The sequence below is a fragment of the Yoonia sp. D2-7 genome (assembly GCF_055809435.1).
Map to the genome: position 1 here is coordinate 98046 of NZ_CM147912.1, position 13276 is coordinate 111321.

The window sequence follows — 13276 nt, forward strand, 5'->3', positions numbered from 1 at the left end:
GGGGCTTCAGAAAATTACGGTTAGGTGATCCTAGATCAACATCACTTGGGCGCCATTGCCGACCAAGCCATACAATTCCGCGATGTGTTCGTTGTACAAACCGATGCAGCCATTTGACGACCGACGACCGATCTTGCGCGTGTCGTGGGTGCCGTGGATTCGGTAATACTGCCAACTTAGGTACAACGCGTGTGTGCCAAGCGGATTGTCCGGACCCGGTCCAATACGTTCAGGCCATTCAGGGTTGCGTTCACGCATCGCAGGTGTCGGGGCCCATGACGGACCTTCGACCTTGCGAATAACCTCTGTGCGGCCGCGACGCGTCAGATCCTCTGACAGCGGAACTGACGTCGGATACAGTTTATAAATGCTTTGATCCTCGGACCAGAAATGCAACGCACGGCTTTCCAGATCGCACAGGATCGCACCGCCAGCCAACGTTTGGAAATAGGGACGCCAATCAAGCGACCGGAACGATGCCGTGTTACGTGTCACACCACCACCAATCACGCCTTCAATCTCAGTCGAATTGTTCGTCTGCCCGATTGCGGCTGTGCCAACGGTGGCTGCAGTTGCCGCAAGAAACCCGCGGCGGGAAAGGGACTTGAAGTCGGACGTCATGGTCTCGCGCTCCGTGAAATACAAAATAATGTGATGTAGACTTAGGTATTCTACCCCGTTCGCGCAAATCAAACATGTGTCATAATGGCAAACTGTTGCTGAACGGTGTTTGCGGTGTTGTGCGAATGCCGCTAAGACAAGGCATTCTTAACGCGAGTATCCCCATGTTTCGACGCGAATTGATTTTAGGACTGACAGCTTTTGGTTTGGCCGCTTGTTCTGGTGGTACACCAGTCGCAAGAATCGGCCCGGATGGCTTGCCACTACCGACGGTTTACCAAATCGGGGCAAACGACGTCGATGCCATTCAATTCCGTATGGAAGACAGCATCAACGCGCTGCGCCAAGCAGCGGGTGTGACGCCTGTCACTCTTGATCCGAACCTGATCGCATCTGCCGCAACCCATTCGCGGGACATGTCCGTGCAGAACCGGCCATGGCTGTTCGGGTCTGACGGATCATCACCACTTGATCGGGCACGTCGAGCTGGGTTCTCTGGACGTCTTGTTGGCGAAGTCATTTCGGAATCCTACGAAACCGAACTAGAAACGCTTGCCGCATGGACCCAAGACCAAGACAGCCGTGCTGTGATCCTAGACCCAACAGCCCAGCGCATCGGTTTTGCATGGTATCAAGAACCCGCCGGCAAAATTTGGTGGACGCTCAGCGTCGGCACGGCACCAGGTGCGTTCCAAGCGCCAGCAGCCGTCGACATTCGTCCGCTTGGCGCACCCGTCGCAGGCAGTACTTTTCAGGGATAAATGTAGATCGGGGTCCCATCGCGGACCATCGCGTAGATTTCTTCGATCTCGTCGTTCGTCACGGCGATACAGCCCCATGTCCAATCATCTTCGTTCGACAATGGATTGGGCGTGCCGTGAATAAAGATATCACCACCCGGGCTTAATCCATGCGCCCGCGCATAGGCGATGTCGTTACGGTTCGGGTAAGAAATGCCCAAAGACAGATGATAACGGCTATTCGGGTTACGGCGATTGATCAGGTATGCGCCTTCGGGCGTCCGACCGTCGCCTTCAAACGATTTGTGACCAGCAGGTGCGAAACCGAGCTCGAAATCATATTCTTTCAGCAGACGTTCGCCATTGAGCAACTGCAAACGACGCTGCCCTTTGAATACCTGAATGCGGGTCACGGGTGGCCCGCTGTACGTCCGGAATTTAGTTGTAGAACAGCCGGTCAGCGCCGCGGCGCCCAGAGCTACTACCATTGTTCGCCTAGAAATTGTCATCTGCCCACCGTCGGTCTGCTGCCGTTTTGCCGGATATTATGCACTATATTTGCGCCACCATAGCGCCTTCGTCAAACTGATCTTCACTTCCTCGTGAAGCTTGCCACAACCTCAACATGTGGCGACCAGCGGAATTGATCAACAACCTGCACCCAATTAAGCGTAAAGCCATGTGCAACAAGCATTTTTGCGTCGCGGGCAAAGGTGACAGGGTTACACGACACCATCGCGATCACCTTGACGTCGCTTGCCGCAAGCGTCGCAATTTGTGCATCAGCACCGGCACGCGGGGGATCAATGACAGCCGCGTCGAATTTCCGCAGCTCATCAGGTTCCAGCGGACGGCGGAAAAGATCGCGCGTCTCAGACGTCACGCGCTTCAGGTTCTTGCCTTCGCGCCACCCCCGATCAAGGGCAGCGATCATATCCGCTTCGCCTTCGACAGCGTGGATTTCAGCCATTTTAGACAACGGCAGCGCAAAGGTGCCGGACCCAGCGAACAGGTCAACGATGCTTTTCGCGCCTTGGGTAATCTCAATCACCGCATCACGCAGAACCGCTTCGCCATGTTTTGTCGCCTGCAGAAACGCGCCAGCAGGCGGTACAGCGGACACACCACCAAAGTCCTGCGCAGGCGGGTTCATCGTCACGATCACTTCGTCTTGCCAGACAAGCCGCGACACGCCGTGCTTTTGCGCGAACACCGCAAGATCCATCCGCAATTGCGACGTTAACTCTTTTTCCGTCTCAACGCTGATATCAGGGCCAACTGACGTCTCGGTCACGGTGAACGACACATGCGACTTACGTGATGCCGCGAACATGATCAGCGCCTCAAGCGCCGCACGCGCGTCGTGCAAACCTGGTGTGATCAACTGGCAATCCGGCACCGCGATAATCGTATCCGTTCCCTTCGCGTAGAACCCCAGCATCACGCCCTTTTTCGTGCGCTGACCCGCAAACTTTGCACGCCGTCGCGACTGGGCAGGCGACGTCGCAATATCGCGAAACACCGTGTTTAGACCCTGCGCAGCGATGGCTTTGCGCACAATTTCCTGCTTCCAATCGGCGACAAAATCGTCAGAGGCATGTTGCATCGCACACCCACCACAGGTCTTGAAATGGCGGCACGGCGGCGACACGCGATCGACAGATGGCGTAACAATCCGGACTGTGCCGTCTTGATCAACATTGACCTCTTCACCCGGCAAAACGCGCGGCAACAATGTGCGCCCGTCGTCCAATTTACCCATGCCAAGGTGGGTTAACCCTTCGATCATTGCCATGAATTATTCCGCCGCATCTTTCACATTAATAAAGCCGCCTGATTGCCGGTTCCAATACCGCGCATACAGACCGTCTTGCGCAAGCAAGTCGTCGTGGTTTCCTTGTTCAACGATGCGCCCCGCGTCAAGCACGATGATGCGATCCATGCGGGCCAAGGTGGACAAACGGTGCGCAATCGCGATCACGGTCTTACCTTCCATCACCGTTTCCAGCGCGGACTGAATCGACGCCTCGACCTCTGAATCAAGCGCAGACGTCGCCTCATCCAATACCAAGATCGGTGCATCTTTCAAAATCGCACGGGCAATCGCGATCCGTTGCCGTTGACCACCCGATAGCTTCACCCCGCGTTCGCCGAGATGGGCGTCATAGCCGGTCCGATCCATGAAATCCTTCAGATCGATCAGAAAGTCATGCGCTTCTGCCTGCTGTGCTGCCGCGATAATCTGATCCTCGGTTGCATCAGGTGAACCGTACCCGATGTTGTCACGCGCCGAACGATTAAACATCGCCGTTTCTTGCGTCACCATCGCAATTTGGCGGCGCAGGCTTTCCTGTGTCACCTGCGAAATGTCCTGACCATCAATCAGGACACGACCCTTTTCGGTGTCATACAGCCGCAAAAGCAACGCGACCAAGGTCGACTTCCCAGCGCCAGATGCACCAACAATGCCCAACCGTTCGCCGCTCGCGATGTTCAGATCAACAGCGTTCAAGCCACCCGGACCACCGCCATAGGAAAATGTCACATCGTCCAATGTGATCGTTCCCTTTGGCACATCCAAAACACCAGCATTCGGCGCATCGCCCAGCGTATGTTCCGGCGTCAGGGTCTGCACAGCGTCTTCCAAAACGCCAACATTCCCGTACATGCCCATCAGCGTGAAACTGACCCAACCGGTCATCTGCGCCAGCCGCAGTCCAATCGTACCCGCAACCGCGATGTCACCTGTCGATGCGCCGCCACGGCTCCAGACCAGCAGAGTCACGCCAACCAAAATCAAAGGCAATACGCCCGAAAGCACCATCAACGATCCGCGGAACGATGCCGACACCCAGCCCCAAGCGATCCCTTTTTGGCGAAACGCTTTCATAGCATTGATTGCAGCTTTGTCTTCGTGATCGTCGTGGGCAAACAATTTGACCGTTTTGATATTCCCGATCGTATCAACAATCTGCCCCGACACGGTCGCGTTCGCCGCCGCCCGCGCGCGGGATGCTTTACGGATACGCGGCATAAAGAAGCGCAGGAAGAAGACGTAAGCGACAAACCAAAGCGCAAGCGCCAGACCCGCCCGCCAGTCCAGCGTCATGACCAAAATCAACGATCCAACCACGGACGCAAAGGCAAAGACAACCGTGTGCACGAATTCCACGACAATATCGGTCAACGCCCGCGACGCCTGCATCTGTTTTTGTGAAATCCGACCGGCAAAGTCGTTGTCAAAGAACGACACCGCCTGCCCCAACGTATAGCGATGCAATCGCGATAGGATCAGCGCAGAAATCGACGGCCCCAAAACCACCGACTGCATCACGCCAGACAGCGCAAGCCATGCAGGGCGGAACAGCAAGAAAAAGACGGAAACCCCTAGTATTAGACCCGTATTTTCGGCGAAAAAGCCTTCAGCGCTTCCCGCCAAAGCCGCATCGATCACCATGCCCAGCATCAACGCTGACGCGACCTCGATCAGGCCCGACACCACCGAAACCGCTGATCCGGCTGTAATCGGCAGGAAGCTACCCTTCAACGCCCAGCGCGCAAAGGCGACCAGCGTCTTTGGCGGCGGCCCATCCGCCGCTTGAAACGGGGCGATCCAGTTCGCGATGCTCATGCTTTTGATCCTGCTGTGTCCTGCCCTAAAAACCCGCCCGATTGGCGTGCCCAGAACCGCGCGTATTGACCGTTCGCTGCCAGCAAACTGTCATGCGTCCCGTCTTCAATAATGCGACCTTGGTCCATCACGATGATCCGATCCATCTGGGCAATCGTCGACAAACGGTGCGCAATCGCGATCACTGTTTTGCCCTGCATCATGCCATAAAGCGTTTCTAGAATGGCGGCTTCGACCTCTGAATCCAGTGCCGACGTCGCCTCGTCTAACAACAAGATAGGCGCGTCTTTCAAAATGACACGGGCCAACGCGATCCTTTGTCGCTGTCCACCCGACAATTTCACACCACGTTCACCAACGCGCGCGTCATATCCGGCGTTCCCTTCGTTATCTTCCAGCGTCAGGATGAAATCATGCGCCTCGGCTTTTTTCGCGGCGGCGATCATTTCGGCCTCGGTGGCACTTGGGCAGCCATACAGAATGTTCTCGCGGACCGACCGATGCAGCAATGCGCTATCCTGCTGGACCATGCCAATCGCCGCCCGCAGACTGTCCTGGGTCACGGTGTTAATCGGCTGTCCATCAATCACGATCTGCCCACTTTCGGCGTCATAGAACCGCAACAACAGCTTCACGAGCGTCGATTTCCCGGCACCCGACTGGCCAACGAGCCCCACCTTTTCACCAGGTGCAATCGTCAGGTTAATCTGGTCGAGTCCGCCTGTCTGCTTCCCATAATGATGCGACAGGTCCTGCATCTCGACACCACCTTGCGACACCTGCAAAGGCACCGCATTCGGATCGTCGAGCAGCGTAATTGGCTGCGCAATCGTCTGCATCCCTTCTTTCACAACACCCAAATCACGAAAGAAACTGGACGCGGCGAACATGATCCACCCCGACATGGAATTTAGTCGCAGCGCCAGCGCGGTCGCCGCCGCGACAACACCCACAGACGCCGTGCCTTGCATCCACAAATAAACGGCCCAGCCAACAACACCGACGACCAAGAACCCGTTAATCAGGGTCAATCCGCCATCCATGATCGTGAACAGCCGCATTTCGGTCTGGAACGTGCGGCGCGCCTCTTCGATGCTTTCCTTCGCATAGTCAATTTCGCGATCATGATGCGCGAACATCTTCACGGAATGGATATTTGTATAACTATCAACGACACGCCCAGTCACAGCGGATCGCGCGTTCGAAGATGCCTCTGACGCGGGACCAATCTTGGCCATGACCCAGCGCATAAGCCACAAATAAGACCCTAACCAAAGCAAAAGCGGGACCATCAACCGTGGATCAGCGCCGGACAACAGCACAGCGGCCCCGACGACATAAGCCACAGCAAAGGTCAGCGCGTCGAAAATTTCGAACACAACTTCGCCAGCCGCTGGCGGCGTCTGCATGATCCGGTTCGCGATCCGACCAGCAAAATCGTCCTCGAACCAGCCAACCGACTGACGCATGACATGCCGATGCGCACGCCACCGAACCAGCGTGCCGACATTGGGCAGGATTGTCTGGTTCAACAGCAGCACTTGACCCATGTAGACGACAGGCCGCACCGTCAAAATCGCAATGGCAACGACGATCAGCTCGACCCCGTAGGTCGTCCAGACCTGATCCGGCGTGCCGCTACCTAACAAATTCACAAGCCGGCCCATGTAGGAAATCAGCATGATCTCGACAATCGCGATCACGATTGAAACGACACCCGTAAAAACGAAAACCCCGCGAAAAGGCCTGAAATAGTCCCACAAAAACGCACGCAACGTCTGCGGCGGCGTGTTGTTTTCGGGATAGGCGACATAGGGGTCGACCAGCTTTTCAAAGAAGCGGAACATGACAATAGCCTTTGGGGTTATCCCCTAGACATAGTCGTGCACGCCCTAGATGAAAACCAGCACCGAAAAACAAACCAAAGCGGCGGCCATGATACGCAAAAACACGCGCCATGCCGTCGCATTCGTCAGTAGATATGACAGCAACGTTCCGGCGTAAGTCCAGAACAGGCACACACATAGGTTAATCCCCGAAAACGTAGCGCCGAGCGTCAACGCCTGCTCTGTCGGTGATCCCATTGGCACGTAGACCATCGCGGACAATGCGACCGCCCAGACCTTTGGGTTCACCCACTGGAACAGCACCGCTTCGATAAAGGTGAACGGACGGTCGGCGGCGTCATTCTTTTGCACCGGATTGGCAAGCCACAGCTTGTACGCCATCCACAAAATCCAAAGGCTCGCGCAGATTTGCAGGATTAGCCGCAGGGATGGATAGCTTTGCAAAAGCGCGCCAAGACCAAATCCCGTAATCGCTGACGTGATCCCGACGCCAAACGCCACACCAAGGATATGAGGCACTGTCGGGCGAAACCCGAACCGAGCACCCGATGCCGTCAGCAAAATCACGTTCGGACCGGGTGAAAACAGCCCAGCAAAGACGAACCCGAAAAGCGACAATAATTCAGTCAATCAGGTCATCCTTGGTCAACGTGAAACCGGACGCGATCCACCGTTTCTCTGCTGCCTTCAACGCCTCGCCCAGCGCCGCACCTTGCAACGCAGGCATCAGGTCCTGGGCGGTAATCGGGAATGTCTGACTGGCCGCGAAATTCACCGATTTCGTCTGATTAGTGTCTATATCTTGACCCATAGACGCGCATTCAATCGCCAGCTTGTCCATGCCCGTTTGCCTATCATAGCGATACGCAATTTCGGTCGGGGACATATCGCTGCGCAACACATCCAGCCGCCGCGCATCTGCCTTTGACAGCCGCAAATTTTCAGCCACGTCCATCCCGCCTAGAACCGCCAAACGACGGATCGGATCGGGCGTCATTTCCGCATTCTGTTCAATATGAACCAACACCGCCAACGCGCCATGATCTGCACCGGGCAGCACCTGCATCAGGCCACCGCAGGACGCAAAAGACGCAACAGCGGGGGCCGGATCAGGGGCGGCGAGCAGCTTGGTCATCTCCTGACCGATGCGTTCTTTTGACAGGCTCTGGATGCCCTCAACATTCTCGGCGCACGCCGCCAAACCATCCGCATCAATGCCGTCATCGACATTGCCGTACCACGCGTGAAACCGGAAAAACCGCAAGATACGCAGATAATCTTCACGAATGCGGCGATCCGGATCTTCGATGAAACGGACATGCCGCGCCTTCAAATCCGGCAATCCATCCAAAGGGTCAGCGACCACACCGTCACGATCTGCATAAAGCGCGTTCATCGTGAAATCGCGGCGGCGGGCGTCGTCCAACATCGTGTCGGCAAACGCAACGACAGCACGCCTGCCATCGGTGGCAACATCTTTGCGGAACGTCGTGACCTCAATCGGTTCCTTATCCACGATAATTGTCACGGTGCCGTGGTCGATCCCCGTCGGAACAACATTCAATTCAGCGGCTTGCGCCAGCTTCATCACGACGTCAGGGTGTGCGTTCGTAGACAGGTCCAGATCGGCAACAGGCGCATCCAGCAATGTATTACGGACACAACCGCCAACGAACCACGCCTCGAACCCGGCATCTGCTAACAACGCACAAACGGTTTGCGCAGGTGTCGCAGAAAGCCAGTCCGCCGTGATTTTCATGATGCGATCCGATCCGCCAAGCCGCGTAGAATACGGGCAGTCGCACCCCAGATGTAATATGCGCCGAACGGGGCCACGTAATATTCGCGCCGCCTGCCCTGCCAGCGGCGACCTTCGATGCGGTAATTTGCGGGGTCGGTGAAATGGGTAAACGGTACCTCGAACACTTCAGCGACCTCGCCAGCTTCAGGGATCACCGCGTATTCACCGCGAATCAAGGCCACGATTGGGGTGACTTGGTAGGACGTCACAGTTTCATGGCACGGCAACGCGCCAAGAACGTCAACTTGGCCCGATGGCAATCCGATCTCTTCGCGTGCTTCACGCAAAGCAGCGGCCGCAAGGTCCGCGTCGGTGTCATCCATCTTGCCACCCGGAAAGGCGATCTGCCCCGGATGGTGCTTCAACTTCGCAGAGCGTTTCGTAAGGATCAGGTTCCCGTTTTCGCGCACGCCGACCAACACAGCAGCTGGTTTCAAAACGCGACCCTCGGGCGTGACAATGTCAGGGTTCAGATCAAAATCAGATGACGCGCCGCCCGATCTGGACAGCGCGTCGCGTAAGATTTGGCCGTAATCAGGCGTCATCGCCTGCGGCCTTTTCCGCTTCAAACCCCAGTGTCAAAGGATCGAACACATAATGGGCCCCACAGAACTGACAGTCTGCCGTCACTGTGTTTTCCTCGGTCGTCATCGTCTTGATGTCTTTCGCGGAATAGATCGACAACGACTGACGCACTTTGTCTTCGGAACAGGTGCAGCCGAATTTGATCTGGTTCGCGTCAAACACACGCGGTTCTTCTTCGTGGAACAAACGGACCAACAATTCGGTTGGCGTCACGGTCGGACCGATCAGTTCCATATCGTCCACGGTGCTCAGCAATGCTGTCGCGCGGTTCCAGTTTTCACCTTCATCCTCGTTCAGGAAATCCATCGGATCAGTCAGACCATCTTCACGCAATGCTTCGTCACCTGCAGGGGCGTCGCGGATCGCGGATTTTGGCATGTGCTGCAACATGATCCCACCGGCCCGCCATTTTGGACCTTCGCCTGGCATCTGGTTTTGACCGTAAGACAGCGAAAACTGTGTCGGCAACTGTTCAGACTGCGCAAAATACGTTTCGGCGCAAGCGGACAGCGACCCACCGGCAAGCGGCGTCACACCTTGATAAGGCGCCATGTCTTCGCCCTGATGGATCATGATTGCAAAGTAACCTTTGCCGATCTGTTCAAACCCATCGCCATTCTCGTCCAGCGTATCTTTGTTGTAGCTGGCATAGGCACGGATGCGGGCAGGCTGACCATCGTCAGTCGGCGCATAATAATCTGTCGCCAGAATACGTGCAGCACCTTCGCCGCGCACCTGCAACGACAGTTTCCAGCGCAGTTTCATCGACTGGCCGATCATCGCGGTCAGCAAAGCCATTTCAGCCACCAGACCTTCGATCACGGCAGGGTAGTCGTGCTGTTTCAGAACTTCTTCCAACACGCCATCCAAACGGGCCACCCGGCCACGGATGTCGGAACGATCGAGTTGAAACGGCAGGACTGTATCGTCCCAGGCAATTGAACCTATGGTCATCGGCTTTCCTATCTTGTCAGGAATTGGCATATCGCGGCTATATAGGGGCGGCAAGTGTAGCGTCCAAGGGGGTAAGGTATGATCAGAAGGTATGGCAGCACGCCGATTGCGGGACACAAGTACGTTCAACGGCCCGGTGCCTATGCGATTTTACCACGCGGCGGGAAGGTTTTGGTCACCTACCAAGGCGCGCCGCACGATGAATTCCAACTGCCCGGTGGCGGTATTGATGCGGGCGAAGGACCGATCGAGGCATTACACCGCGAAGTGTTGGAAGAAACCGGATACCGGATCGCAGCCCCGCGCAAGATCGGCGTGTTCCGCAGGTTTACCTACATGCCGGAATACGGGATCAACGCTGAGAAAGTTTGCCACATCTATCTGGCACGCCCCATTCTGCCGCTTGGCCCACCATCAGAACCGGGACATCTGGCGGTCTGGCTTGATCCGGTTGTGGCGCTGGCTGAGCTGGCAAACGACGGAGACGCCGACTTCCTCGCCGGCGTCTTTTGATAGTTTCGCAACGAAACTCTGTTTAGTAACAATGCGTTAAGAAACGAGAGGGCGGTCTTCGATCACGTGACCGTAGATCGTTGTCAGGATTGAGATGCCGAACATCATGGTGATCCAGTTGAGCGCGATGTTGAAGACAAACGCGATAATCGGGGCGCTGATTGAAAGCCACGTAATGATCAGGCTAGGGATGACATTGATCAAAACCAACTGAACTGTCAGCCAAAAGATGACCCAACCAATTTTGCCTGTTGCTTGGAACGCTTCTCCAAACTTCATTGGCTTGCCCAGCGCCGTGCCGACAAGTGCGACCCCCATCCGGATTGAAATCATAGAAATCAAGACAGTCGCCACCACAAAAACGAGACCCGCGCCGATTGGAAAACCGGATGGGATCGCACCTTGTGATCCGGAAATTGCCGCGACACCCACGCTTGCCGCGATTGCGAAAACTGGGAGCGAAATAAGACCAATCAGCAGGCCCAGTAAAATCGCCTTACCTGCGTAAGGCCAGATCGGCCGATCTTTCACCGCAGGCAGTAGCCCTGCGTATTCTTCCAACAGAATAAACCGGTGCCACGATACCGCGACCCATGAAGTGATGAATATGATGAGCGGAAACAAGAAAAGCGGTAGCAAGTAAACGACTGGGCTAATTTCGGGGATACCGTTTTCATCAATCACGGTTTGGCCCGTCATGAGACCAAAGGAATCTGTCAGGCCAAGAAAAACTACCGCAAACAGAAAGGCGATCAGATACGGCCCAACCGACACTCGCAACGCCTGTCCGAAGTTGCCAAAAATCATGCGGAATGTGTGAAGTAGAATCTTGAACGCCATGGAAAAATACTCGTCTGGTTGAATTGTGCGCCTAGGTTGCACGCGGGTGGACCCCCGTCAACGCCGCTATCCTTGCCCTGCCCGCTCAAACGCAGTATCGCCGTTTCCAACAAATATCCGCATCAAAGGCTTGATCTTATGTCCGCTCCTAAAAAAGTTGTCCTTGCTTATTCTGGTGGCCTCGACACCTCTATCATCCTGAAGTGGCTCCAGACCGAATATAACTGCGAAGTTGTCACGTTCACCGCCGATCTGGGTCAAGGTGAAGAACTGGAACCAGCCCGCGCCAAGGCTGAAATGATGGGTGCATCCGCGATCCATATCGAAGACGTCCGCGAAGAATTTGTCCGCGATTTCGTCTTCCCGATGTTCCGCGCGAATGCCGTTTACGAAGGTATCTACCTGCTTGGCACGTCTATCGCCCGTCCGCTGATTTCCAAGCGTTTGGTTGAGATTGCCGAAGCTGAAGGCGCTGACGCGATTGCCCACGGTGCGACTGGTAAAGGCAACGATCAGGTACGGTTTGAACTGGCCGCTTATGCGTTGAACCCAGACATCAAAGTCATCGCACCTTGGCGGGAATGGGATCTGACATCCCGTACGCGTTTGATTGAATTTGCAGAGCAGCACCAAATTCCTGTCGCCAAAGACAAACGTGGCGAAGCGCCGTTTTCTGTTGATGCGAACCTGCTGCACACATCTTCCGAAGGCAAAGTGCTGGAAGATCCAGCGATTGAAGCGCCGGAATATGTGTACCAGCGGACGGTTGCGCCGGAAGATGCGCCGAACGAGCCGGAATTCATCGAAATCGGGTTCGAACGCGGCGATGCTGTGTCCATCAATGGCGAAGCGATGTCGCCTGCTACTATCCTGACCAAGCTGAACGAATACGGCGGTAAGCACGGCATTGGCCGTTTGGACCTTGTTGAGAACCGTTTCGTCGGCATGAAGTCACGCGGTATCTACGAAACGCCGGGTGGCACTGTTCTGCTGGAAGCGCACCGTGGCATTGAACAAATCACGCTCGATTCCGGTGCTGGTCACCTGAAAGACAGCCTGATGCCACGCTACGCTGAACTGATCTACAATGGTTTCTGGTTCTCGCCTGAACGTGAAATGCTGCAAGCCGCGATTGATAAATCGCAGCAGCACGTCAGCGGCACCGTGAAGGTGAAGTTGTACAAAGGGTCTGCGACAACTGTTGCACGTTGGTCCGAGAATTCCCTGTATTCAGAGGCACATGTGACCTTTGAAGAAGATGCAGGCGCGTACGATCAAACAGATGCACAGGGCTTTATCCAGTTGAACGCGTTGCGTTTGAAATTGCTGGCCGCACGGGATCGTCGCAAGAAATGACCCAAGCCGATATGACCGAATTGTTGCAGCGGGGCGTGAACCACGCGCCGCTGGCAGGATCGTTGAAGTTTGATAGCGGCGATGACGGCGTGATCATTCTGGAAGACCAGACTGTATCGAATGTGGATCGCGACGCCGATTGCACGATCAAGATCACGGCGCCAAATCTGGCGAAACTGATCAAAGGCAAGCTAAACCCGATGACCGGTGTTGTGACTGGTAAGCTGAAGGTGTCTGGCGATGCGCGGATCGCGCTGAAACTGGGCGAATTGCTAAAGTCCTAAAGAAATTGCCCCGCTGGCGCAGGCCAACGGGGCAGTACCACAATACCACTTAAGAACTACCCGCATGATGCGGATCCCTTACCGGTTCATCGTATGTTTGGGGC

General features: G+C 55.6%; 14 protein-coding genes. 4 read left to right on the forward strand and 10 right to left on the reverse strand.

Going from position 1 to position 13276, the window contains the following annotated elements; genetic code table 11:
- Window positions 1–30 precede the first annotated feature (30 nt).
- Window positions 31–621, reverse strand: a complete 591-nt coding sequence (locus tag AC0L7R_RS00390) for a L,D-transpeptidase (RefSeq protein WP_247129466.1) — start codon at window positions 619–621, stop codon at window positions 31–33.
- Between the two features lie 164 nt (window positions 622–785).
- Between AC0L7R_RS00390 and dalA the strand changes: the two genes are divergently transcribed.
- Window positions 786–1382 carry a divisome-associated lipoprotein DalA gene (gene dalA / locus AC0L7R_RS00395; protein WP_348108618.1) on the forward strand — a complete coding sequence of 199 codons (597 nt, stop codon included), beginning with the start codon at window positions 786–788 and terminating at the stop codon, window positions 1380–1382.
- Here dalA and AC0L7R_RS00400 read toward each other — a convergent pair.
- The 8 genes from AC0L7R_RS00400 to hslO form a co-directional block, all read right to left on the reverse strand.
- Window positions 1373–1849 (reverse strand): L,D-transpeptidase family protein, encoded by a 477-nt coding sequence (locus AC0L7R_RS00400; RefSeq protein ID WP_473658263.1) that lies wholly within the window; start codon window positions 1847–1849, stop codon window positions 1373–1375. The two genes, dalA and AC0L7R_RS00400, sit on opposite strands and share 10 nt — an antisense overlap.
- 104 nt (window positions 1850–1953) lie before the next feature.
- A complete protein-coding gene (locus tag AC0L7R_RS00405; protein WP_473658264.1) occupies window positions 1954–3156 on the reverse strand; it encodes a class I SAM-dependent RNA methyltransferase in 1203 nt (400 codons plus the stop codon).
- Between the two features lie 3 nt (window positions 3157–3159).
- The gene (locus AC0L7R_RS00410) at window positions 3160–4992 is read right to left on the reverse strand and encodes an ATP-binding cassette domain-containing protein (protein ID WP_473658265.1); all 1833 of its coding nucleotides are present in this window, start codon (window positions 4990–4992) and stop codon (window positions 3160–3162) included.
- On the reverse strand, window positions 4989–6839 hold the full coding sequence (locus AC0L7R_RS00415) for an ABC transporter ATP-binding protein (protein ID WP_247129475.1): 1851 nt from the start codon (window positions 6837–6839) through the stop codon (window positions 4989–4991). Before AC0L7R_RS00415 ends, AC0L7R_RS00410 begins: the two co-directional genes overlap by 4 nt.
- A 45-nt stretch (window positions 6840–6884) precedes the next feature.
- Window positions 6885–7469, reverse strand: a complete 585-nt coding sequence (locus AC0L7R_RS00420) for a LysE family transporter (RefSeq protein WP_473658266.1) — start codon at window positions 7467–7469, stop codon at window positions 6885–6887.
- The gene (locus AC0L7R_RS00425) at window positions 7462–8598 is read right to left on the reverse strand and encodes a tRNA nucleotidyltransferase/poly(A) polymerase-related protein (RefSeq protein WP_473658268.1); all 1137 of its coding nucleotides are present in this window, start codon (window positions 8596–8598) and stop codon (window positions 7462–7464) included. The genes AC0L7R_RS00420 and AC0L7R_RS00425 overlap by 8 nt, the downstream gene beginning before the upstream one ends.
- Window positions 8595–9185, reverse strand: a complete 591-nt coding sequence (locus AC0L7R_RS00430) for a CoA pyrophosphatase (RefSeq protein ID WP_473658269.1) — start codon at window positions 9183–9185, stop codon at window positions 8595–8597. The genes AC0L7R_RS00425 and AC0L7R_RS00430 overlap by 4 nt, the downstream gene beginning before the upstream one ends.
- Complete coding sequence (hslO, locus tag AC0L7R_RS00435) at window positions 9175–10179, reverse strand: Hsp33 family molecular chaperone HslO (protein ID WP_473658270.1); 1005 nt, start codon at window positions 10177–10179, stop codon at window positions 9175–9177. Before hslO ends, AC0L7R_RS00430 begins: the two co-directional genes overlap by 11 nt.
- 78 nt (window positions 10180–10257) lie before the next feature.
- Here hslO and AC0L7R_RS00440 point away from each other — a divergent pair, with 78 nt between their 5' ends.
- A complete protein-coding gene (locus AC0L7R_RS00440; protein WP_473658271.1) occupies window positions 10258–10692 on the forward strand; it encodes an NUDIX domain-containing protein in 435 nt (144 codons plus the stop codon).
- A 36-nt stretch (window positions 10693–10728) separates the two neighbouring features.
- On the opposite strand, the gene AC0L7R_RS00445 is transcribed toward AC0L7R_RS00440, so the two are convergent.
- The gene (locus tag AC0L7R_RS00445; RefSeq protein WP_473658272.1) at window positions 10729–11532 is read right to left on the reverse strand and encodes a hypothetical protein; all 804 of its coding nucleotides are present in this window, start codon (window positions 11530–11532) and stop codon (window positions 10729–10731) included.
- Window positions 11533–11670: 138 nt separating this feature from the next.
- Between AC0L7R_RS00445 and AC0L7R_RS00450 the strand changes: the two genes are divergently transcribed.
- Window positions 11671–12888, forward strand: a complete 1218-nt coding sequence (locus AC0L7R_RS00450; RefSeq protein WP_348109432.1) for an argininosuccinate synthase — start codon at window positions 11671–11673, stop codon at window positions 12886–12888.
- Entirely contained in the window at window positions 12885–13172 is a 288-nt protein-coding gene (locus tag AC0L7R_RS00455) for an SCP2 sterol-binding domain-containing protein (RefSeq protein ID WP_473658273.1), read from the forward strand. The genes AC0L7R_RS00450 and AC0L7R_RS00455 overlap by 4 nt, the downstream gene beginning before the upstream one ends.
- The last annotated feature ends 104 nt before the right edge of the window (window positions 13173–13276 follow it).

Excerpts from the sequence above, each read along its gene's own strand:
- AC0L7R_RS00390 (WP_247129466.1), bottom strand. The coding sequence starts at position 621 with ATGACGTCCGACTTCAAGTCCCTTTCCCGCCGCGGGTTTCTTGCGGCA.
- dalA (WP_348108618.1), top strand. The coding sequence starts at position 786 with ATGTTTCGACGCGAATTGATTTTAGGACTGACAGCTTTTGGTTTGGCC.
- AC0L7R_RS00400 (WP_473658263.1), bottom strand. The coding sequence starts at position 1,849 with ATGGTAGTAGCTCTGGGCGCCGCGGCGCTGACCGGCTGTTCTACAACT.
- AC0L7R_RS00405 (WP_473658264.1), bottom strand. The coding sequence starts at position 3,156 with ATGGCAATGATCGAAGGGTTAACCCACCTTGGCATGGGTAAATTGGAC.
- AC0L7R_RS00410 (WP_473658265.1), bottom strand. The coding sequence starts at position 4,992 with ATGAGCATCGCGAACTGGATCGCCCCGTTTCAAGCGGCGGATGGGCCG.
- AC0L7R_RS00415 (WP_247129475.1), bottom strand. The coding sequence starts at position 6,839 with ATGTTCCGCTTCTTTGAAAAGCTGGTCGACCCCTATGTCGCCTATCCC.
- AC0L7R_RS00425 (WP_473658268.1), bottom strand. The coding sequence starts at position 8,598 with ATGAAAATCACGGCGGACTGGCTTTCTGCGACACCTGCGCAAACCGTT.
- AC0L7R_RS00430 (WP_473658269.1), bottom strand. The coding sequence starts at position 9,185 with ATGACGCCTGATTACGGCCAAATCTTACGCGACGCGCTGTCCAGATCG.
- hslO (WP_473658270.1), bottom strand. The coding sequence starts at position 10,179 with ATGACCATAGGTTCAATTGCCTGGGACGATACAGTCCTGCCGTTTCAA.
- AC0L7R_RS00440 (WP_473658271.1), top strand. The coding sequence starts at position 10,258 with ATGATCAGAAGGTATGGCAGCACGCCGATTGCGGGACACAAGTACGTT.
- AC0L7R_RS00445 (WP_473658272.1), bottom strand. The coding sequence starts at position 11,532 with ATGGCGTTCAAGATTCTACTTCACACATTCCGCATGATTTTTGGCAAC.
- AC0L7R_RS00450 (WP_348109432.1), top strand. The coding sequence starts at position 11,671 with ATGTCCGCTCCTAAAAAAGTTGTCCTTGCTTATTCTGGTGGCCTCGAC.
- AC0L7R_RS00455 (WP_473658273.1), top strand. The coding sequence starts at position 12,885 with ATGACCCAAGCCGATATGACCGAATTGTTGCAGCGGGGCGTGAACCAC.